Origin of the sequence: Streptomyces sp. NBC_01016 (assembly GCF_026341035.1) — a bacterium.
Classification (GTDB): domain Bacteria; phylum Actinomycetota; class Actinomycetes; order Streptomycetales; family Streptomycetaceae; genus Streptomyces.
The window spans coordinates 2,731,562-2,753,879 of sequence record NZ_JAPEOQ010000001.1 but is presented as its reverse complement, the minus strand read 5'-3'; the positions used below and the strand labels follow the sequence as shown (position 1 = coordinate 2,753,879).

At 70.3% G+C, this 22,318-nt stretch carries 15 protein-coding genes; 7 read left to right on the top strand and 8 right to left on the bottom strand.

From position 1 onward, the window contains the following. Positions 1-102: 102 nt before the first annotated feature. Positions 103-1,662: a signal recognition particle protein gene (gene ffh / locus OG746_RS12840; protein ID WP_266714591.1), complete on the bottom strand. Its 1,560-nt coding sequence runs from the start codon at positions 1,660-1,662 to the stop codon at positions 103-105. Positions 1,663-2,126: 464 nt separating this feature from the next. Here ffh and OG746_RS12835 point away from each other — a divergent pair, with 464 nt between their 5' ends. The 4 genes from OG746_RS12835 to OG746_RS12820 are packed head-to-tail and all read left to right on the top strand — an operon-like array spanning position 2,127 to position 5,698. After that, a complete protein-coding gene (locus OG746_RS12835; RefSeq protein ID WP_266714589.1) occupies positions 2,127-2,774 on the top strand; it encodes an ABC transporter permease in 648 nt (215 codons plus the stop codon). Next, positions 2,771-3,880, top strand: a complete 1,110-nt coding sequence (locus OG746_RS12830; RefSeq protein ID WP_266714587.1) for an ABC transporter ATP-binding protein — start codon at positions 2,771-2,773, stop codon at positions 3,878-3,880. Before OG746_RS12835 ends, OG746_RS12830 begins: the two co-directional genes overlap by 4 nt. Next, positions 3,877-4,668 carry an ABC transporter permease gene (locus OG746_RS12825; RefSeq protein WP_266714585.1) on the top strand — a complete coding sequence of 264 codons (792 nt, stop codon included), beginning with the start codon at positions 3,877-3,879 and terminating at the stop codon, positions 4,666-4,668. Before OG746_RS12830 ends, OG746_RS12825 begins: the two co-directional genes overlap by 4 nt. Positions 4,669-4,699: 31 nt before the next feature. Next, complete coding sequence (locus OG746_RS12820; protein ID WP_266714583.1) at positions 4,700-5,698, top strand: glycine betaine ABC transporter substrate-binding protein; 999 nt, start codon at positions 4,700-4,702, stop codon at positions 5,696-5,698. A gap of 77 nt (positions 5,699-5,775) precedes the next feature. Here the strand turns inward: OG746_RS12820 and OG746_RS12815 are convergent, their stop codons facing one another. From OG746_RS12815 to nsdA, 4 genes are all read right to left on the bottom strand, one after another. After that, a complete protein-coding gene (locus tag OG746_RS12815) occupies positions 5,776-8,274 on the bottom strand; it encodes a [protein-PII] uridylyltransferase (protein ID WP_266714581.1) in 2,499 nt (832 codons plus the stop codon). A gap of 33 nt (positions 8,275-8,307) precedes the next feature. Beyond that, a complete protein-coding gene (locus tag OG746_RS12810) occupies positions 8,308-8,646 on the bottom strand; it encodes a P-II family nitrogen regulator (protein WP_266714579.1) in 339 nt (112 codons plus the stop codon). Beyond that, positions 8,643-10,001 carry an ammonium transporter gene (locus tag OG746_RS12805; RefSeq protein ID WP_266714577.1) on the bottom strand — a complete coding sequence of 453 codons (1,359 nt, stop codon included), beginning with the start codon at positions 9,999-10,001 and terminating at the stop codon, positions 8,643-8,645. The genes OG746_RS12810 and OG746_RS12805 overlap by 4 nt, the downstream gene beginning before the upstream one ends. A gap of 328 nt (positions 10,002-10,329) precedes the next feature. After that, on the bottom strand, positions 10,330-11,808 hold the full coding sequence (gene nsdA, locus OG746_RS12800) for a transcriptional repressor NsdA (RefSeq protein ID WP_266718909.1): 1,479 nt from the start codon (positions 11,806-11,808) through the stop codon (positions 10,330-10,332). 474 nt (positions 11,809-12,282) lie between these two features. On the opposite strand from nsdA, the gene OG746_RS12795 reads away from it, so the two are divergent. Beyond that, positions 12,283-12,951 (top strand): bifunctional DNA primase/polymerase, encoded by a 669-nt coding sequence (locus tag OG746_RS12795; protein ID WP_266714575.1) that lies wholly within the window; start codon positions 12,283-12,285, stop codon positions 12,949-12,951. A 71-nt stretch (positions 12,952-13,022) separates the two neighbouring features. Here the strand turns inward: OG746_RS12795 and ftsY are convergent, their stop codons facing one another. Beyond that, a complete protein-coding gene (gene ftsY, locus OG746_RS12790) occupies positions 13,023-14,249 on the bottom strand; it encodes a signal recognition particle-docking protein FtsY (RefSeq protein ID WP_266714573.1) in 1,227 nt (408 codons plus the stop codon). A gap of 257 nt (positions 14,250-14,506) precedes the next feature. On the opposite strand from ftsY, the gene OG746_RS12785 reads away from it, so the two are divergent. Continuing rightward, positions 14,507-15,952: a cytosine permease gene (locus OG746_RS12785; protein ID WP_266714571.1), complete on the top strand. Its 1,446-nt coding sequence runs from the start codon at positions 14,507-14,509 to the stop codon at positions 15,950-15,952. 65 nt (positions 15,953-16,017) lie between these two features. Next, positions 16,018-16,995, top strand: a complete 978-nt coding sequence (locus OG746_RS12780) for an LLM class flavin-dependent oxidoreductase (RefSeq protein ID WP_266714569.1) — start codon at positions 16,018-16,020, stop codon at positions 16,993-16,995. A 90-nt stretch (positions 16,996-17,085) separates the two neighbouring features. On the opposite strand, the gene OG746_RS12775 is transcribed toward OG746_RS12780, so the two are convergent. Continuing rightward, positions 17,086-18,504, bottom strand: a complete 1,419-nt coding sequence (locus OG746_RS12775) for a sugar porter family MFS transporter (RefSeq protein WP_266714567.1) — start codon at positions 18,502-18,504, stop codon at positions 17,086-17,088. Positions 18,505-18,735: 231 nt separating this feature from the next. Further along, positions 18,736-22,317 carry a chromosome segregation protein SMC gene (gene smc / locus OG746_RS12770; RefSeq protein ID WP_266714566.1) on the bottom strand — a complete coding sequence of 1,194 codons (3,582 nt, stop codon included), beginning with the start codon at positions 22,315-22,317 and terminating at the stop codon, positions 18,736-18,738. Between the last annotated feature and the right edge of the window lies 1 nt (position 22,318).

The window sequence follows — 22,318 nt, the reverse complement described above, 5'->3', positions numbered from 1 at the left end:
AGGACACGTCTCCGTAGCCACGTAAAGGACATGCGTAAGGGGCGCCCACCATGGGTGGGCGCCCCTTACGCAATCAAATTACGCAATCAAAAAGCCGCGGCCTCAGCCCATGAACTTCTTGAACTCGTCGGGGAGCTCGAAGTCCTTGGGGTCCTGCTGGCCCGCGCCCGGCAGGCCGAGCGCGCCGCCCGCCTCGGCGGCGGCCGCACGCCGGGCGGCCTCCTCCTGCTCCTGCTGCTTGCGCTTCATCGGGTTGCCGGAGCGCTGCTTGCCCTTGGCCTTCTTCTGCTGCTTCTTCTGCTTGCCGGGGCCACCGCCCGAGCCGGGCATGCCCGGCATCCCGGGCATGCCGCCGCCCTGGGCCATGCGGGACATCATCTTGCGGGCCTCGAAGAACCGCTCGACCAGGTTCTTGACCGCGCTGACCTCGACACCGGAGCCCTTGGCGATACGGGCGCGGCGCGAGCCGTTGATGATCGTCGGCTCCTGGCGCTCGCCCGGGGTCATCGACTTGATGATCGCGGCCGTGCGGTCGACGTCGCGCTCGTCGAGGTTGGCGATCTGGTCCTTCATCTGCCCCATGCCCGGCAGCATGCCGAGCAGCTTGGACATGGAGCCCATCTTCCTGACCTGCTCCATCTGCGCCAGGAAGTCGTCGAGCGTGAAGTCCTGGCCCTTCTTGGAGGCCAGCTTGGAGGCCATCTTCTCGGCCTCTTGCTGCGAGAAGGTCTGCTCGGCCTTCTCGATCAGCGTGAGCATGTCGCCCATGCCGAGGATGCGGGACGCCATGCGGTCCGGGTGGAACGCGTCGAAGTCGTCCAGCTTCTCGCCGTTGGAGGCGAACATGATCTGCTTGCCGGTGACGTGCGCGATCGACAGGGCCGCACCACCGCGGGCGTCACCGTCGAGCTTGGAGAGCACCACGCCGTCGAAGCCGACGCCGTCACGGAAGGCCTCGGCCGTGTTGACCGCGTCCTGACCGATCATGGCGTCGACGACGAAGAGGACCTCGTCCGGGCTGACGGCGTCGCGGATGTCCGCGGCCTGCTGCATCAGCTCCTGGTCGATGCCGAGGCGGCCCGCGGTGTCGACGACGACGACGTCGTAGACCTTGGCCTTGGCGTGCTCGATGGAGTCCTTGGCGACCTTGACCGGGTCGCCCACGCCGTTGCCCGGCTCCGGCGCGTAGATGCCCACGCCAGCCCGCTCGGCGACGACGCTCAGCTGGTTCACGGCGTTCGGGCGCTGGAGGTCACAGGCGACGAGCAGCGGGGAGTGGCCCTGGCCCTTGAGCCAGGCGCCGAGCTTGCCCGCGAGGGTCGTCTTACCCGCACCCTGCAGACCCGCGAGCATGATCACGGTCGGGCCGGTCTTGGCGAAGCGCAGCCGGCGGGTCTCGCCACCGAGGATGCCGACGAGCTCCTCGTTGACGATCTTGATGACCTGCTGGGCGGGGTTCAGCGCCTGGGAGACCTCGACGCCGGTGGCCCGTTCCTTCACCTGCTTGATGAATGCGCGGACGACGGGCAGCGCCACGTCGGCTTCAAGGAGGGCGATCCGGATCTCGCGCGCCGTGGCGTCGATGTCCGCCTCGCTGAGGCGCCCCTTGCCGCGGAGGTTCTTGAATGTCGCTGCGAGGCGATCGGAGAGAGTGTCGAACACGGCGGTCGCGAATCCTCAGGTCGGGTGGCTTTACGGACAGGTCGCCCTCCAGGGTATCCGCCCGCGGCGTGGTGGTCAGTGGCCCGGTCCCGATGCGTCCCACAGGTCGCACCCACGTACGAAATAACCGCGCATACGCCTCCATATCATTCGCAGGCGCCCCTGGGTGACCCGTGGGTGACCAGGACGTTCGCCATAATTACGGCCCCAGCGGTTCCGTAAACCCGTGCACATCAGTGCCGCCCGACTGGGTAGGCGCCTTCCGGTTTCGACACCACCCCTCTCCTTCGCCCCGGGCCGGGGCGTGCCCGGTCGTGCCCGGAACCACCACCAGCAGCCGTGCGGCGAACCGCCGTACGCACCTATGAACTGAACAGGAGTTCACCGATGACCTCCCCCGCCCCCTCTGTGGACCGGCCGACCCGGCCGGTCCGTAGGCCACCGGCACCGCAAGGGAGGCCGGCGTGAACTTCTTCGACTACTTCCAGGGCAACTGGCCCGACGTGCTCGACGCCACGCTCGCGCACATCCTGCTGGTCCTCGAAGGGCTGGCCCTCGCGGTACTCATCGGCGTGCCGGTGGCGATCCTGACGTACCGGACGAAGGCGCCGCGCGCCGCCGTGCTCGGGGCGGCCGGGCTGCTTCTGACGATCCCGTCGTACGCGCTGTTCGGCCTGCTCATCACGCCGCTCGGCCTGGGCACGGGCCCCTCGATCGTGGCCCTGACGCTGTACGCGCTGCTCCCCGTCATACGTAACACGGTGGTCGGTCTGCGCGAGTTGGACCCGGCCGTCATCGAGTCGGCGAACGCGATGGGCATGACGCGCCTCAAGGTGCTCGCCACCATCGAGTTCCCGCTGGCCTGGCCCGTGGTCCTCACCGGCCTGCGGGTCGCGACGCAGATGCTGCTCGGCATCGCCGCGATCGCCGCCGCCGTGAACGGTCCTGGCCTCGGCAAGCTCATCCTCGACGGACTCGCCAGCGCGGGCACCCCGTTCGCCGTCTATCTGACGCTCGAGGGCGCGCTCGCCATCGTTGTCCTCGCGCTGCTCTTCGATCTGCTCTTCGCCCTGCTCAACCGTCTGACCACTCCGAAGGGGGTCACCCGATGATCCGGCTCGACCGGCTGACCAAGTCCTACGCAGGGCAGGAGCGTCCGGCCGTGGACGACCTGACGTTGGAGATCCCCGAGGGCAAGATCGTGGTCTTCGTCGGGCCCTCCGGCTGCGGCAAGACCACCACGATGAAGCTGATCAACCGGCTGATCGAGCCGACGTCGGGCCGCATCCACCTGGCCGACGAGGACGTCACGAAGATCCCGGTGCACGAGCTGCGCCGCCGCATCGGCTACGCGATCCAGCAGTCCGGGCTCTTCCCGCACCAGACGGTCGCCCAGAACATAGCCACCGTGCCCGGCCTGCTCGGCTGGGACAAGAAGCGCGTCCACGCGCGCGTGGACGAGCTGCTCGACATGGTGGGCCTGGACCCGGACACGTACCGCGGCCGCTACCCGAAGCAGCTCTCCGGCGGCCAGCAGCAGCGCGTCGGCGTCGCCCGCGCGCTCGGCGGCGACCCGCAGGTGATGCTGATGGACGAGCCGTTCGGCGCCATCGACCCGCTCAACCGCGAGGCGCTGCAGAACGAGTTCCTCAAGATCCAGTCGAAGCTGCGCAAGACGATCGTCTTCGTCACCCACGACATCGACGAGGCCGTGAAGATGGGCGACAAGATCGCCGTCTTCGCCGAGCACGGCAACGTCGTCCAGTACGACACCCCCGAGAAGATCCTCGCCGAGCCCGCCAGCGAGTTCGTCACGAACTTCATCGGCGCGGGCGCGGCCGTCCGCCGCCTCTCGCTGACCCGGCTCGGGAACGTCGACGTACCGCTGTGGCCCACGGTCGCCGAATCGGCGAGCGCCGAGGACCAGCGGGACGCGGCCATGGACAGCGACCGCGAGTCCGTGGTGGTCCTGGACGAGGACCGCCGCCCCGTCGGCTGGCTGCCCGCGGACGGTGGCGCGCGACTGCCGCTGATCTCCCCGCTCGGCCCCGGCACGAGCCTGTACGACGCGCTCGACGAGCTGCTCGCCGTGAACGCGTCCGCGCTGACGGTCGTGGACGACGCGGGCCGCTACCGCGGGGTCGTCACCCTGGACGCCCTGCGGATGCTGATCCACGCCGAGGGCGGCTCCGGTCTGCTGCAGGGGGCCCGGCCGTGACCCAGGCACTCGTCGACGAGCTCCCGGCCGCAGCGAAGGCCACCGAACGCACCCGTGTCCTGCCGCCGCTGTGGCGCCTCGCCCTCACCCCGCTCGCCCTCGCCGTGGTCCTCGCGCTCCTCGCCTGGTACGTCTCCGGGCAGGAGAAGGACCAGATCGAGCTGCGCAGCCTGAACGCGGACTACCTGCTCAGCCGCACCCTCACGCACCTCGAACTGACCGCGGTCGCCACGGTCTTCATCCTGGTGATCGCCATCCCGCTCGGCGTGCTGCTCACCCGCCGCTGGGCCCGCCCCCTCGCCGGGCCGGTCCTCGCGATCGCCAGCATCGGGCAGGCGCTGCCCTCGCTCGGCCTGATCGTGCTGCTCGCGGTGGCCTTCGTCAGCCTCGGGGTGACGCAGATCGCGCTGATCGCGTTCGTCGCCTACGGGGTGCTTCCGGTGCTGCGCAACACCATCGCGGGCCTCCAGCAGGTCGATCCGTCGATCCTGGAGTCCGCTCAGGGCATGGGCATGACCCGGTGGGAGGTGCTGCGGCGGATCGAACTGCCGCTCGCGGTGCCGGTGATGCTCGCCGGTATCCGTACGGCACTGGTGATCACGGTGGGCACGGTCGCGCTCGCGACGTTCATCGGGGCCGGCGGCCTCGGCGATGTGATCTCGAACGGGATCAACTCCAGCCGGAACCTGGTCCTGATCACCGGAAGTGTGCTCGTGGCCGTCCTCGCGCTGCTCGTGGACTGGGTCGCCGGGATCGTCGAGAACCTGCTGCGCCCGCGCGGTCTGTGAGAAGGGGCCTGTGAGAGAAGTGAAGACACACATGCGATTCGGACCGGCCGCGGCACTGTGCGTCGCTCTGCTCGGCGCGGCCCTGACGGGCTGCTCCGGCGCGTCCGCCGGTTCCTCCGACAACCTGCCGCGGACGGCGAGCCAGAAGCAGCTCGACGGCGGCTCGATCGCCAAGGACGTCGACCTGAAGGGCGCGCACTTCGCGGTCGGCTCCAAGGAGTTCACCGAGCAGCAGATCCTCGGCAAGATCACGAAGTACGCGCTCGAGGCCGCAGGGGCGCAGACGAAGGACCAGACGGGCCTTCAGGGCACCACGATCGCCCGCAGCGCGCTGCAGGGCGGCGACATCGACATGTACTGGGACTACTCCGGCACTGGCTGGACCCAGTTCCTGCAGCACGACACACCCGTGCAGGGCAGCGCCGCGCAGTTCAGGGCCACGTCGAGCGAGGACCTGAAGAAGCACAAGATCAAGTGGCTGGGCCCTGCGAAGTTCGGCAACCAGTACACGATGGCCCGCGCCTCCGACGCGAAGGGCCGCGCCGGGAAGGTCGACTCGATCAGCGACCTGGCGAAGCTGGCGAAGGAGCACCCCGAGGACGCCACTCTGTGCGGAGCCTCGGAGTTCCTGGACCGTGAGCTGGGGGCGCTGGAGCAGAGCCCGTACAAGCTCAAGTTCGGCGCGCCGCAGGTCTATCAGAACGCGTTCGCGCTGAACTTCGTGAACGTGGCGAAGGGCAGCCCCTGCAAGTTCGCCGAGGTGTTCACCACGGACGCCCGCCTGAAGTCCCTGGATCTCAAGGTCCTGGACGACGACAAGGGGCACTTCACCACGGAGCTCGCCGCGCTGACCGTGCGCGACGAGACCGCGAAGAAGTACCCGCAGCTCGCGAAGCTGGCGAAGAAGCTCGGTGACGCGCTCACCGAGAAGACCATCATCAAGCTCAACGGCCTGGTCGACCTGGAGGGCAAGAGCGCGGATCAGGCCGCGCTGTACTTCCTGCGGACGAACGGCTTCATCGGCAAGTGACGCGGCAGGGGCCGGGGTTCACACACCCCGGCCCCGCCCCGCTCAACCGCTCAATCCCTCACCCGCGCACCGGGGAATCACCCCCGCAGCGCCTCCTCCACGCCCCGCGCCACGGACACCGCCTCCTGCGAAGGCAGCGGCCCCCCGTCGCCCCCGGCCACGTAGAACGCGTCGACCGCGTTGGCGCCCAGCGTCGACACATGCGCCGAGCGCACCCGCACCCCGGACGCCTCGAGCGCCCGGCCGATGCGGTGCAGCAGACCCGGCGCGTCGTGCGCCCGCACCTCGATCACCGTCGCCCGCCGCGAGCCCTCCGAGGCCACCGTCACCCGGGCAGGCGGCGCCACCACCCCGCGCCTGCGCGGATACGCGGCGTCCCGCTCGGCGAGCCGCGCCGCGATGTCGAGCGAACCGTCGAGGGCCCGTACGAGATCGGCGCGCAGCCGCGCGGCCTGCGGCAGCGAGCCGTACTCGGCGGCGACCCGCCAGTCCAGCAGCAGGGCGATGCCCTCCCGTCGCCCACCACCGCCCTTCGGAGGAAGTCGCTCCGCTCCCTGACTGAATTCCTCCGGCAGCGTCAACGCCCGCAGCTCCGCCGTCCGCACGGTCAGCCGGTGCATCGCGAGCACCCCGGCGACGGCCGGAAGGACCCCGTCCTGCTCCGGCACCGCGATCACCAACTCGACGCCCAGCGGCTCCGGTTCCTCGGCCCCGTCGCCCTCGGTCGGCACCGCGTCCGTCTGTGCCCGCAGCGCGAGCACGGGCCCGCCGGTGCGCAGCGCCTCCACGGCGAGCCGCTCCTGCTCGGCCGTCGGCTCTGCGGCGTCCGGGTCGACCGGCTCGTCCCCCGCGAGCACCGCCGAGACCCGCTTGACCAGGTCGGTGACGAGTGAGCCCCGCCAGGACGACCAGGCGGCGGGACCGGTGGCCAGCGCGTCCGCCTCGGTCAGCGCGTGCAGCAGTTCGAGCGTTCCGGTCGAGCCGACCGCGTCCGCGACGGACCGTACGGTCGCCGGGTCCTCCAGGTCGCGGCGCGTGGCGGTCTCGATGAGCAGCAGGTGGTGCCGTACGAGGGAGGCGAGCACGGCGACATCGGCCCGGTCGAAGCCGATCCGCGCGGCGACGTCCCGCGCGATGATCTCGCCCGCGACCGAGTGGTCCCCCGGCCAGCCCTTGCCGATGTCGTGCAGCAGCGCCGCCACGAGCAGCAGGTCGGGCCGGTGCACGCGCCGCGTCAACTCGGACGCCCGCACCGCCGTCTCGACGAGGTGCCGGTCGACCGTCCACGTGTGCACGGCGTTTCGCTGCGGCCGGCACCGCACCCGCTCCCAGTCCGGGATCAGCCGGGTGATCAGCCCCTCGGCCTCCAGGGCCTCCCACACCTCGACGGTCGTGCGCCCCGCGCCGAGCAGCGTGACCAGCTGTTCGCGGGCCTCTGCGGGCCAGGGCGCGGGCAGCGGGCGGGCGGCGGCCGCCATCCGGCGCACCGCGTGCAGGGAGAGCGGCAGGCCCGCCTGGGCGGCAGCGGCGGCGGCGCGCAGCGGCAGGACCGGGTCGCGCTCGGGCTTGGCGGCGCGGGCGAGCACCACCTCCCCCTCCATCTCGACGACGCCCTCGGCGAGCGGCGAACGCTCGACCGGCGCGGCCTTCCCGCCGCCGAGCAGGGACCGCAGACGCGGCTTGGCGGACCGGGACTTGAGCACCCGGCCCACCTCCCGCCAGGTGACGTCGCTGGCGTACGACACCGTGCGCGCGGCCTCGTACACCTGCCGCAGCAACGTATCGGCGTCCAACAGGCCCAGTTCCGCGGCGACTTGGTCCTGCTCCTGGAGCGCGAGCCGGTCGGTGGCCCGCCCGGTGGCCAGATGCAGGGCGTCCCGTACGTCGAGGAGCCGGCGCCGCGCGTCGGCGAGGCCCTCGCGGGGCGCGTCCGCGAGCCATGAGGCGGCGACGGCGCGCAGCGCGGTGGCGTCCCGCAGTCCGCCCCGCGCCTCCTTCAGGTCGGGTTCGAGCAGGAACTGCAACTCGCCCTGGCGCTCGGCCCGTTCCTCGCACAGCTCGCGCAGTTCGGGCAGCCGGCGCAGCGCCTGGTTGCGCCAGTCCGCGAGCACGGCGGTGCGCAGCCCCGCCGTGAGCCCGAGGTCACCCGCGAGGTGCCGGGCGTCGAGCAGGCCGAGCTGCACCTTCAGGTCGTCGCCCGCGGTCTTGCGCGCCTCCGCCGGCGTACGGACGGAGTGGTCGAGGGCGAGGCCCAGGTCCCACACCGGGTACCAGATGCGGTCGGCGAGCGCCGCGACCTCCCCGTGGTCCGCCGAGCCGTCGTGCAGCAGGAGCAGGTCGAGGTCGCTGCGCGGGGACAGCTCACCGCGGCCGTAGCCGCCGACCGCCACGAGCGAGACCCCTGCCGCCCCACTGCCGAAGAGCCCGGCGAGCCAGTCGTCGGTCAGCTCCGCGAGGGCGGCACGGCGCGGCGGCCCGGACCGCGCCTCCCCCTGGAGGAGGCGCAGCCGGGCCGCCGCATAGCCGCTGGGTCCGGAATCCTCTGATTCGGCGCGTACGTCGTTCACACTCGTCACCCAGCGACTCCCGTTCCGTCCATGAATGGTCCGTTACAGCGCGTCCGGCCCACGCTCACCGGTGCGCACCCGCACGGCCGTCTCGACGGGGACCGCCCAGACCTTGCCGTCGCCGATCTTGCCCGTCCGCGCGGCCTTCACCACGACATCGAGCAGCTGCTCGGCGTCGTCGTCCTCGACCAGGACCTCTATACGGATCTTGGGTACCAGGTCGACGGTGTACTCGGCGCCGCGGTAGACCTCGGTGTGCCCGCGCTGACGGCCGTATCCGCTGGCCTCTGTCACGGTAAGACCCTGGACGCCGAAGGCCTGGAGGGCTTCCTTGATCTCGTCGAGCCGGTGCGGCTTGACGACCGCGGTGATCAGCTTCATGCGTCGACCTTCTTCGTGTTCTTCGGGTCCTTCGGGGTGGCGGCGCCCGGGGCGGGAACCGCCTGGCGGGCCACGGTGCCGCCGCCCGCGCCGCTGTAGTCGTACGCCGTCTCGGCGTGCTCGGCCTGGTCGATGCCGGAGACCTCGTCGTCCTCGTCGACCCGCATGCCGATGGTCTTGTCGAGGGCGAAGGCGAGGACCGCGGAGACGATCAGTGAGTAGGCGAGGACGCCGCCGACGCCCGCGCACTGCTTCCAGAACTGGTCGAGGCCGCCGCCGTAGAACAGGCCCGCCACGTCGGACTGGCCGCCGCCCGTGGCGAAGAAGCCGACGAGCAGGGAGCCGACGACGCCGCCGACCAGGTGGACGCCGACGACGTCGAGCGAGTCGTCGTAGCCGAACCTGTACTTGAGGCCCACGGCCATGGCGCAGAGCACGCCCGCGATGGCGCCGATGGCGATCGCGCCGAGCGGCGAGCAGGAACCACCGGAAGGAGTGATCGCGACCAGACCGGCGACGGCACCGGAGGCGGCGCCGAGCGAGGTGAACGCGCCGTGCCGGATCTTCTCGTAGACCAGCCAGGCCAGCATGGCGGCGGCGGTCGCGACCTGTGTGTTGATGAACATCAGCGCGCCGACGCCGTCGTCGTTGCCGAGCCACGAGCCGGCGTTGAAGCCGAACCAGCCGAACCACAGCAGACCGGCGCCGAGCATCGTCCACGGCAGCGAGTGCGGCCGCATCGGGTCCTTCTTGAATCCGATGCGCTTGCCGATGACGAGGATCACGCCGAGCGCCGCGGCACCGGCGTTGATGTGCACGGCCGTACCACCGGCGAAGTCGATCACGCCGAGCTCGAAGGCCCAGCCGCCGGTCCCCCACACCCAGTGCGCGACCGGGAAGTACACGATCGTGGCCCACAGCGCGATGAACAGCGCCCAGGCGCTGAACTTCACGCGGTCCGCGAGCGCACCGCTGATCAGCGCGGGCGTCAGCACCGCGAACATCAGCTGGAAGACCGCGAATACGTAGATCGGGATCGTGTAGCCGTCCCAGAGCTCGGTGATGCCGATCCCGCTGAGCCCGACGAAGTCGCCGTCCCAGCCGACGAGCGAGCCCTTGTCGGTGCCGAACGCGACGGAGAAGCCGTAAAGGACCCACAGGATCGTGACGATCCCGAGGCTGATGAAGCTCATCATCAGCATGTTCAGGGTGCTCTTGACGCGGACCATGCCTCCGTAGAAGAAGGCCAGGCCCGGGGTCATCAGCATCACCAGGGCGGAACAGATCAGCATGAAGCCTGTGTTGGCGGGCGACAGCGTGGGTGCGTCTGCCGCCAGCGTGATGGCTGGTGCCATCGGCGTCTCCTCGTCGTTGGTACGGCCCCGTGCGGGCGAAGCCTGAGCGGTCATGAGGGGTGGGCCGGTTATGCGCCATGAGATTGGCGCAGCGCCGTTTCCGTTCGGGCCCCTCGGTGTTTCGCCGCAGTGACGAAGAGGTCGCGGGTGTTACGGGTGGATGAAATGCCGGATTGTGTCCGGGCCGCTCGTTACCGTGACGCGACCGGACCGGGAAAAAGAGACCGGCCACGGTCTCCGTCCGCGATGACCTGGCGTAGGGGAGCCGAGTCGGGCTGTTTCGGGACGGATGGCCGTGGCCGGCGTTTGTGGGGGTGCTCCCCCGCCGTCAGACCGCCGCTTCGGCGGTCTCCGGCAGATGGAACGCGAGCTGTTCGGTGAGATCGATGACCTCGGCGACATCGCCGAAGTCCCGTACCGCGGTGGCGACGGTCTTACGGATCCGGGTGTTGACCCGCTCGGAGCGCACCTTCCTGGCGATCTCCAGGGCCTGCCCCGCGAGCACCGTGGACTGCTCGGGCTCCTTCTGCAGGAGGTGCACGGTGGCCATCCCGATCAGGTTCAGCGCGTACGAACGCTGGTGCTCGGAGTCCTTCCCGAACAGCTCGACGGCGCGCTTCATCACGGGCCCGGCCATCGACGCGTACGTGGGGCTGCGACCCGCCACATAGGCGAGATCCCGGTACGAGTGGCTGTTCTCGCCGTGCAGTTCGGCCTCGGAGAAGAAGCGGATCCAGTCGGGATCCGGGTCGTCCCAGTCGTCGGCGTCCGTGAAGGTGTCCTCGGCCATCCGCACGGCGCGCTTGCACTTGCCGGGCTGCCCCATGTTCGCGTACGCGCGGGCCTCCATCGCATACAGCATGGACTGGGTGCGAGGGCTGGCGCAGTCGCGACTGCCGTACTGGGCGAGGTGGATGAGTTCCAGGGCGTCGTCGGGGCGGCCGAGGTGGATCATCTGACGGCTCATGCTGCTGAGCACGTACGAGCCGAGCGGCTTGTCGCCCGCTTCCTTGGAGGCGTGCAGGGCGAGGACGAAGTACTTCTGGGCGGTGGGCTGAAGGCCCACGTCGTAGCTCATCCAGCCCGCCAGCTCGGCGAGTTCGGCGGCGACCTTGAACAGGCGGCGCGTCGTCTCCTCGGGCTGCGGCTCCTGCAGCAGGTCGGTCACCTCATGGAGCTGGCCGACGACGGCCTTGCGGCGCAGACCGCCGCCGCACTGGGCGTCCCACTGGCGGAACATCACCGTGGTCGACTCCAGGAGGTCGAGCTCCGGCTTCGAGAGCCGGTTCCCTCGACGCTGTGCGACCGACTCCGGCTCCGGCCTGGCCGAAGCGCCGGGGGTCGGCACCAGCCAGCGCTGCATCGGCTCGATCAGCGAGGGGCCCGCGGCGAGCGCGAGCGAGCTGCCGAGGAAGCCGCGGCGCGCGAGCATCAGGTCGCTGCGCGAGAACTCGCCGATGAGCGCCACGGTCTGGGGAGCGGTCCAGGGCAGGTCGACGCCGGACACCGAGGGCGCCTGGTGCGCGGCGCGCAGGCCGAGGTCCTCGACGGCGACGACACAGCCGAAGCGTTCGGAGAACAGCTCGCTGAGGATCCTCGGGATCGGCTCGCGCGGGTTCTCCCCGTCGAGCCATCGGCGCACCCGCGAGGTGTCCGTGGAGATGTGGTTCGCACCCAACTGCCGGGCCCGTCGGTTCACTTGGCGCGCCAGCTCGCCCTTGGACCAGCCACTGCGCACGAACCACGAACCGAGCAGCTCGTTCGGGCGCTTCTCGGCGTTCGTGACGCCACCGCCGCTGCCGCCCACTGGAACGCCCCCATCCCTGAAAGCCATCTAAGCCGCTGTGTGCGAAGTCCCGTCGACCACTGGGCTTCACACCCTTGCCCGCAAGCCCTACCAGGATGCCGTCAAACCAGGCTCCCCGTCCGGCAGTTGTCACTCCTCGAACAGGAAACCGACTTGCCTCCGGCATACCCACGGGTGCACTCACCCTCAGGGCTCGTGCACTGAAAGTAATCCTACGATCACCCCTCCGGCGAGGGCGAACACGGAAACGCCACCATTCGCCACCCCTTCGAATGAACCCAGCAGTGGCCCCACGCGATTCACTTGACATAGGACAGCCGGAAGTAGGCGAACCAGGGTGGACGGGGGCGCGCAACACCGGGCGCACCACCCCGAATGCGAATCAGCTCCGGTCCCACCGGAGCGGCGTGCGCATTGGGTAACGATCCGATTCCACCACGTAACCACTGGCGCACGGGATGGGTTGGAGGGGGCATGGGCTTCACGATCGGCGGCATGCGTGAGATGCGCACCGGCTCACGGCGCCGCGGCCGCACGTCCGGCCGCGCTTCGGACTGCACCACGGTGGCGGAGTTCACCGGCCTCTGGGGCTGGGACGTGGCGCCCGGCGCCCGCGCCGCCGGCTCCGAGTGCTCCTGCGGAAAGGCCGGCTGCCCGGCCCCCGGCGCCCATCCCCTCGACCCGGCCGCGGTGGTGCCGGCGGGGGCCACGCTCGACGAAGTGGCCGAGTTCTGGGGCCGGTTCCCCGGCGCCGCGGTACTGCTGCCGGTCGGCCGGGCGTTCGACGTGATCGATGTGCCGGAGGCCGCGGGGCGCCGCGCACTGATCCGCCTGGAGCGCATGGGCCTCCCGCTCGGCCCGGTCATCGCCACCCCACAGCGCCGCGCCCACTTCTTCGTGGCACCGGGCGCCGCTGCCGAACTCCCCACGCTGCTCTACCGGATGGGCTGGGACGACGCCGACCTCGACCTGCACGCGCTGGGCGCGGGGTCCTACGTCACGGCGCCGCCCTCGGACCGCGGCGGCCTCGGCCCGACGACGTGGCTGCGCCCGCCGTCCCTGGACACGGCGACCCAACCGCCGCAGGCACGCCTGCTCCTGGGCACACTGGCGTACGTGGCACACCGCTCGCCCTGCGTATGAACGAAAGCGGGGAACCACGTGACCGGTGAAGCCGGTCCGCAGTTCCCCGCCAAGTGCGAAGAGAAGCTCCGCTAGTCGCCAATAAGCGCATCCACGAACGCCTCCGGCTCGAACGGCGCCAGGTCGTCGGGACCCTCGCCGAGACCCACGAGCTTGACCGGCACACCCAGCTCCCGCTGCACGGCCACGACGATGCCGCCCTTGGCCGTACCGTCCAGCTTGGTCAGCACGATGCCCGTGATGTCGACGACCTCGGCGAACACGCGGGCCTGGACAAGACCGTTCTGCCCCGTCGTCGCGTCGAGCACGAGCAGCACCTCGTCGAGCGGCGCGTGCTTCTCCACGACCCGCTTGACCTTGCCGAGCTCGTCCATGAGCCCCGTCTTGGTGTGCAGGCGCCCCGCGGTGTCGATGAGGACGACGTCGGCGCCCTCATCGATGCCCTCCTTGACGGAGTCGAAGGCGATGGACGCCGGGTCGCCGCCCTCGGGGCCGCGCACGGTGCGCGCACCGACCCGCTCGCCCCACGTCTGCAGCTGGTCGGCTGCGGCCGCACGGAAGGTGTCCGCGGCGCCGAGCACCACGTTCTTGCCGTCGGCGACGAGCACGCGCGCGAGCTTGCCGGTCGTGGTGGTCTTGCCGGTGCCGTTGACGCCGACGACCATCACGATGCCGGGCGTCGTGCCCTCGGTGGCGAAACCTTCGGTCTTCACGGTGCGGTCGAACTCGGGAACGAGCAGCTTGAGGAGCTCCTCACGCAGCAGCGTGCGCAGCTCGTCCGGCGTGCGGGTACCGAGCACCTTGACGCGCTCGCGCAGATTCTCGACCAGTTCCTGGGTGGGCTGCACGCCGACATCGGCGGTGAGCAGCGTGTCCTCGATCTCCTCCCACGTGTCCTCGTCGAGGTGCTCGCGGGACAGGAGGGTGAGCAAGCCCTGGCCGAGCGCGTTCTGCGACCGGGAAAGGCGGGCGCGCAGCCGCACGAGGCGGCCCGCGGTCGGCTCCGGTACCTCGACCTCGGGAGCGGCGGGCTCCTCGACGGCCGGGGCCTCGGGTTCCTCCGGAGCGGCCGGCTCGGCGGTGGGGAGATCGACCTCTTCGATCGTGCGCCGCGCTTCGTCGCGCGGCGTCTCGGCCTCTTCGCCGACGTGCGGCTCGGCGGGCGGGGCGGTGGTGATGTCGGGCGCCGACGGCGGGGACGGGGGCAGCTGCTTCTTCTTGCGGCTGCCGATCACGAGCCCGCCGAGCGCGCCGATCACGACCACGGCGATGACTACAGCAAGGATGACGGTTTCCATAACCCGTCCAGTATCAGTCATGGACCCCGCCCAAGCCTTGTTCGTGCCTTCCTCCAAAGGGCAAAGGCCTCTGACGGGGTCGACTCGGACTAAAGTACGATGGCAGTCGTCGCATCAACGCGCGTAGAGTCCAACGCGATCCGGACACCACGCCCAGATCTCGACACCACTCCACAAGGGCCCTGCGGGCCCGTCACCCCCCACCGGCTCTCCGTCCCCCACGGCCGAGCCGAGCGAGAGGCACGGAACCCCACCGCATGAGCAAGACCGCCGAAGCCGAAGGCGCGCTGGAGACACGCGGCATCGAGCCCGTCCCCGACGCCGAGCGCACCGCCAAGACCCGCGAGCTCTTCCCCACCTGGGTCGCCGCCAATATCAGCGTGCTGTTGCTCACGATGGGCGCGAGCCTCGTCGTGACGTACAAGCTGAACTTCTGGCAGGCCATCGTCGTCGCGATCGCGGCGCCCATCGTGTCGTACGGCCTCGTGGGTCTGATCGGCATCGCGGGCAAGCGCGGTGGCGCGCCCGGTATGGCGCTCTCCCGCGCGGTGTTCGGGCAGCGCGGCAATCTGCTGCCCGGCTCGCTGATCTGGGTCGCGCGCTGGGGCTGGGAGACGATCAACGCGGTGACCGGCGCGTATGCCGTGCTCACCGTCCTGGACATCCTCTTCGGCATCCAGAAGAACAACTTCCTGGTGATCCTCACCCTGTTCGTGTTCGTGTGCGCCACGTTCGCGATCTCGGGCCTCGGTATCAACGTCGTGCAGGTGTGCAACAAGTACGCGACGTACCTCTTCGGGATCTTCTCGGTCCTGGTGCTTGTCTACCTGGTCATCAACACCGACTGGTCCGAGGTCTTCGGGCAGCCCGCCGGGCAGACGTCCCTGATGGTCGCGGGCATCGGCATGATCGCCGCCGGTGGCGTCAGCTGGATCCCGTCCTCCCCCGACTTCACCCGCTATCTGCCGCGCACGGCCTCCACCAAGGGGATCATCGGGAACTCGATCGGCGGCGCCGGCATCGTCGTGCTGCCGATGGTCCTGATGGGCGCCGTGATGGCGGTCTCGACCCCGGACCTGGCCTCCGCCCAGGACCCGGTCTCCTTCCTCGGCGAGATCCTGCCGCTGTGGATCGCGGTGCCGTACCTGCTGATCGCCCTGGTCGGCATGCTGCTGATCAACGCCATGTCGATGTACTCGGCCGGCTTCACGGCGCAGACCCTCGGCTTCAAGGTGCCGCGCCACTGGGCCGTCTCCATCAACGCGGTGATCTCGCTGGTCTTCGGCGCCATCCTGATGCTGGTGGCGACGAGCTTCATGAGCTCGTTCATCTCCTTCCTCTCGCTGCTCGCCGTGGCCTTCTCCGCCTGGGTCGGCGTCTTCGGCGCGGACATGTTCAAGCGCAAGCACTACGACGCCGCCGCCCTGATCGACACCACCCGCACCAGCGCCTACTGGTACAAGGGCGGCTTCTCCCCCGCCGCGTGCGTCGCCTGGGCGGTCGGCCTGGTCGTCGGCCTGCTGTTCACGTCGTCGACCTGGTTCTCGGGCCCGCTCGCCTCGAACAACTTCCTCGGTGAGTACGGCCTCGGCTGGGTCGTCACGATCGTCGTCTCCGGCCTGCTGTACCTGGCGCTGCCCAAGCCGGCCGACACCACGACGGCCCCGGACGAGTCCGACGCCGTCGAGGCCATGGCCTCCTGACGCTCCGTCAGCTAACGTCCCCCTCCACGAATCCGGCTCCACGCCTCGCGGAGGGGGACTTTTCCATGCCCGTGTCCGTCGTACGGTTCAACCTCGTCGACCCCGCCGGCACACCCGAAACGCTCGCCGCCCGCTACCAGGCGGCCGTCGAGATGGCCCGCTACGCCGACGAGCAGGGCATCGACACGGTGCAGACCGAGGAGCACCACGGCGTCGCCAACAACTGGCTGCCCTCGCCCTTCACCTTCGCGGGCGCGGTCCTCGGGGCCACGAAGCGCATCGCGGTCACCGTCTCCGCCATCATCGGCCCGCTGCACGACCCGCTCCGCCTCGCCGAGGACATCGCCGTGCTCGACCTGCTCAGCGGCGGCCGCCTGGTGACGGTCTCCGGGATCGGCTACCGGCCGGAGGAGTACGCGCAGTTCGACGTGGAGTGGAAGCGGCGCGGCAAGCTCCAGGACGAGCTGCTCGAAACGCTGCTCAAGGCCTGGACCGGCGAGGAGTTCGAGTTCCGCGGCCGCCGGGTCCGCGTCACCCCGCGCCCCTTCACCCAGCCGCACCCGCTGCTCCTGGTGGGCGGCTCCTCGAAGGCGGCCGCGCGCCGGGCGGCCCGGCTCGGCCTCCCGTTCTTCCCGAGCGCACACCTGCCGGAGATCGAGGCGTACTACAAGGAGCTCCTGGAGGAGTACGGGACCGAGGGCTGGACCATGATGCCGGGGAAGGTGACCCCGCTCCTGCACCTGTCGGACGACCCGGACCGCACCTGGGCCGAGCACGGCGAACACTTCCTGCACGAGGCGCGGACGTACGCGTCCTGGCAGTCGCAGGACATCAAGTCGGCCGTGAAATCGGGCGCGGCGACGGTCGAGGAGCTGCGCGCCGAGGGCGTCTACCGGGTCCTCACGCCCGACGAGTGCCTGGCGCAGGGGCTCGACAACTACATCCTGCATCCGCTCTCCGGCGGCATGCCCCTGGACGAGGGCCGCCGCAGCCTGCAGCTGTACTGCGAAAACGTACTGCCCCGGCTGAAGGACCAGTCGTAGGTCCTTCGGCCGGGGCAGTGACGGCAGCGGGGAGATGGCAGCGGGGACTTGACCCATCTCCCCGGGTCCCGGGGAGGGCGGGAGCGGTGGTCAGACCGTTTCCGCTTCCTCCAGCGTCTTGCCCTTGTACTCCTTCACGAACTTCAGGGTGAAGGGGATGGAGAGCGCCGCGAAGATGGTGTAGATGACGTACGTGCCGCCCAGGTTCCAGTCGGACAGGGACGGGAACGTCGCGGTGATGGCGTAGTTCGCGAGCCAGTTGAACATCGACGCGACGCCGATGGCGGTGGCACGGATCTTCGGCGGGAACATCTCGCCGACCATGACCCAGAGGATGACGCCCCAGCTCATCGCGAAGAAGAAGACGAACCAGTGGGCGGCGATCAGGGCGACCCAGCCCTGCGTGGTCGGCAGCTGGCCGTTGACCAGGTCGGACGAGAACGCCCAGGCCTCGCAGCCGAGACCGATGACCATACCGACGGAGCCGACGAGAGCGAGCGGCTTACGGCCGACCCGGTCGATCAGGAGCATCGCCACGACGGTACCGATGATGTTGATGATCGACGTCGTGAACGAGTAGAAGAACGAGTCCTCCGGGTTCACGCCGACCGACTGCCACAGCGTCGAGGAGTAGTAGAACGCGACGTTGATGCCGACGAACTGCTGGAAGACCGCGAGGCCGATACCGACCCAGACGATCGGCTTGAAGATGAAGCTGCCCTTCAGGTCCCTGAAGGTCGAAAGGCGCTCGTTCTTCATGCCGTGCTCGATCTCGGCGATGCGCGCTTCCGCGTCGGCCCCGTCGCCCTCGACCTGCCGGACGACCTTGCGGGCCTCTTCCTTCCGGCCCTTGGCGAGCAGGTAACGCGGCGACTCCGGGATCATGAACGTGAACACGCCGTACAGGGCGGCGGGGATCACCATGATCCCGAGCATGACCTGCCAGGCCTCCAGGCCGAGCAGCTCACCGCGCTGGTCGCCGCCCGCGGCGTTCAGCAGGCCGTAGTTGACCAACTGCGAGATCGCGATGCCGAGCACGATGGCGGCCTGCTGGAAGGAGCCGAGCCGGCCGCGGTAGGCCGGCGGCGCCACCTCGGCGATGTACGTCGGGCCGAGCACCGAGGCCATGCCGATGGCGAACCCGCCGATGATCCGCCACACCATCAGATCCCACAGCGCGAACGGCATCGACGAGCCGATGGCGCTGATGATGAACAGCACGGACGCGATCTGCATGCACCGCACGCGGCCGATCCGGTCGGCGATCCGTCCGGCGGTCGCGGCGCCGATGGCCGAGCCGAGCAGCGCGATGGCGATGACCTGAGCGAGGGTCGCGGAGCCGATGTCCCACCGGTCACGGATGGCTTCGACGGCTCCGTTGATGACTGAGCTGTCGTAGCCGAAGAGGAAGCCACCCATGGCGGCACCGGCCGCGATCAAGGTGACACGTCGGAGATTGCCGGGCTGTTCCTGCCTGGCTCCCGTTTGCGGTGCCGCACTGCTGGTCACATGTACTCCTCGGGCCACCGGCCTCGCTGCCGGGGGTGGGGGCGAGCCCTTCAGATGCGATTCCAGTGGCGCATAACTTCACGCCGCCCACCACCTGAAGGTAAAAGCAACGTTGCAGAGACTATGCCTTCATGTTTTGAAGTCAATACTTCGGGTCCTGTGAATTTCAGGCATGGCTGTGGCGTGACGTGTTCAAGACTTGAACAGTGGTAGAGGCCAGTACACCCGGGCCTAGCTCAGCCGCTGGCTGATGACCTTCGACACCCCGTCGCCCTGCATGGAGACGCCGTACAGCGCGTCGGCGACCTCCATCGTGCGCTTCTGGTGTGTGATCACGATGAGCTGCGAGGCCTCCTGCAGCTCCCGCATGATGCGGATGAGGCGCTGCAGGTTGGTGTCGTCGAGCGCTGCCTCCACCTCGTCCATCACATAGAACGGGCTCGGCCGCGCCTTGAAGATGGCCACGAGGAGCGCCACCGCGGTCAGCGACCGCTCGCCGCCCGAGAGCAGGCTGAGCCGCTTGACCTTCTTGCCCGGCGGGCGGGCCTCGACATCGACACCTGTCGTGAGCATGTTCTCGGGGTCGGTCAGGACGAGCCGTCCCTCACCGCCCGGGAACAGCCGGCTGAAGACTCCCTCGAACTCGCGTGCCGTGTCCCGGTAGGCCTCGGTGAAGACCTGCTCGACGCGCTCGTCGACCTCCTTCACCACTTGAAGCAGGTCGGCGCGGGTCTTCCGCAGGTCCTCCAGCTGCTCGCTGAGGAACTTGTGGCGCTCCTCCAGCGCCGCGAACTCCTCGAGAGCAAGCGGGTTGACCTTGCCGAGCTGCTGGTACGCACGCTCCGCGGACTTCAGCCGCTTCTCCTGCTCCGAACGGACGAACGGGCGGGGCCTGTTGCCCGGGTGCTCGCCCGCGGCGGAGCCGCTGTCTGATGCAGTCTCGGGCAGCTCCTCGCCCTCGGCGGGGAGCGAGGGCGGCACGAGCTGGTCGGGACCGTAGTCCGCGACAAGTCCGGCCGGTTCGACACCGAGTTCCTCCAGCGCCTTGGTCTCCAGCTGCTCGATCCGCAGCCGCTTCTCGGCGCCGAGTACCTCGCCCTTGTGGACCGAATCCGTCAGCTTGTCGAGTTCTTCCTTGAGCTCGCGACCGCGCGCCCGCTCGGCGCCGAGCTCCTGCTCCCGCGCCGCCTTCGCCCGCTCGGCGAGGGTCCGCTCCTCGTCGGCCCGGGTGATGGAGACCTCGACGTGCGCGAGCAGCTGGCGCGCTCCGGAGGCGACGGCCTCGGCGACGGAGGCCTCGTACTGGCGGCGGGCGCGCTGTTGCTCGGCACGCGCGCGTGCGTCGCGCTCGGCGCGGGCGGCCCGGTCGAGCGAGTCGGCACGCCCCGCGAGCCCCTTGACGCGCTCCTCGTGGGTACGCACCTGGAGGCGCGCCTCCATCTCCGTCTGCCGGGCGTTGGCGCCGTCGGCGGAGAGGCGGTCGCGCACGGAGGTGTCGGGTTCCTCGTCGGCGGGCTGTTCCTCGGCCACGGCGAGGCGCTCGGCCAGCTCCTCGGCGTCCTGTACGGCGCTCTCCAGCGCGTCCTGCGCCTTGGTCGCGGCGGCGGCGCTGCGCTCGGCCTCGCCCGCGGCGCCGCGCGCCTGCCCGGCGAGCCGGCCGAGCTGCTGCGCCCGGCCGGAACGCTCACGCTCTATGACCCGCTGCTGCTGCCCCAACTCCTCGACGAGCGCGGCACACTCGGTGCGCCGCTCGGCCGCGGCGTGCTGCGCCTCGGCCCACTGTTCGCACTGGGCCGCCAGCTCCTCCAGCTCTGCGGCGGCCTCGTCGACGGACGCCTGCACCTCCAGGAGGCTCGGCGCTCCGGCCGATCCACCGTGCGCGAAGTGCGCGCCGAGCAGATCGCCTTCGGCGGTCACCGCGGTCACGTCGGGCCGCGCGTACACCAGATCCTCGGCGTCCTCGAGCGTCCCTACGACGACGATTCCGCGCAGGAGCCGGCACACGGCGGGCATCAACTCATCTGGTCCACGGACCAGTTCGGCGGCGTACGGAGGTCCGCCCGGCTGCTGGGTCTCGGCGGCCGAGCCGTCCGTGTCAGCGGCGAGCAGCAACGACGCCCGCCCCGCGTCCTGTTTGCGCAGCAGGCGGATCGCGTCGGCCGCGGCCGTGGGGGTGGTCACCGCGATCGCGTCGGCCGCCGCGCCGAACGCCGCCGCCACCGGCACCTCGTACCCCGGCGCCACCGACAGCAGTTCGGCGGCGGGGCCGAGCAGCCCCGTCAACCGGTCCTTCGCGCCGAGCAGCGCACCCGTGCCGTCCTTGCGCCGCAGTCCGAGCGCGAGCGCCTCGTGCCGGGCCGCGAGCGCCGCGCGCTTGCGCTCCCCGGACGTGGCGGCCTCCCGCGCGGCGCTCAGCGCGGCCTCCGCCTCGGCGAGCGCGGCCTTGGCCGCCTCGTGCCGCGTGGAGAGCTCCTCGTCACCGGCGTCGAGCCCGTCGACCTCGGCCTGCAGCTGCTCGTACTCCTCCTGCGCGGCGGCCGCCCGCTGCTGTGCCTCGTCCCGGGAGGCGGCGAGCCGGTCGATCTCGGACTGCGCGGAAGCGGCCCGGGAGCGGGCGGCGTTGACCTGCCCCTGAAGGCGGGCGAGGCCCTCCCGCCGGTCGGCGATGGCCCGCGCGACGTCCTTGAGCCGGCGCTCCTCGACCGCCAACTCCCGCTCCAGGTCCGCCCGGTGGGAAACCGTCTCGTCCAGGGCAACCTGCGCCGCTTCGAGGGCTGCTTCGAGCTCGGCCTCCTGCTCACGCACCCGCGCGGCCTCGCGCTCCAGGTCCTCGGGCTCACGGCCGCGCCGCTCCTCCGCGGGCGCCGCCGTGGCGCTCTTGACCCGCGCGTCGGCCAGCGACACCGTGCCGCGCACCCGCTCGGCCAGCTGCGACAGCTCGTACCAGGACTGCTGCGCCCGCTGCAGCCGGGGCGTCAACTGCCGGACCGCGTCCTCCAGGTGCCCCTCGCGCAGCAGCGCCTTCTTCAGCTCCTCCTCGGCCGCGCCCCTGCGCCGCTTCAGCTCCGCCTCGTCGGCGACCTCGGTGCTGAGCGCTTCACGGTGCCGTACGAGATCGTCCGCGAGCAGCCGCAGTCGCGCGTCACGCAGGTCGGCCTGGATCACGGCGGCCCGCCGCGCGACAGCGGCCTGTCTGCCCAGCGGCTTCAACTGCCGCCTCAGCTCTTCGGTCAGATCCTGTACGCGCGAGAGGTTGGCCTGCATCGCGTCCAGCTTCCGCAGCGCCTTCTCCTTGCGCTTGCGGTGCTTGAGGACGCCCGCGGCCTCCTCGATGAAGGCGCGACGGCCCATGGGATCGGCGTGCAGCACGCCGTCGAGCTGGCCCTGCCCGACGATGACGTGCATCTCGCGGCCGATGCCGGAGTCCGACAACAGCTCGTGGATGTCGAGGAGTCGACACGTGTCGCCGTTGATCTGGTACTCGCTGCCGCCGTTGCGGAACATGATCCGCGTGATGGTGACCTCGGCGTACTCGATGGGCAGCGCGCCGTCGGAGTTGTCGATGGTGAGCGAGACCTCGGCGCGGCCGAGCGGGGGCCGCCCGGTGGTGCCGGCGAAGATGACGTCCTCCATCTTGCCGCCGCGCAGCGACTTGGCACCCTGCTCACCCATGACCCAGCTCAGGGCGTCCACGACATTGGACTTGCCCGAACCGTTGGGACCCACGACACAGGTGATGCCCGGCTCGAACCGCAATGTGGTGGCCGAGGCGAACGATTTGAACCCGCGCAGGGTCAGGGCCTTGAGGTGCACG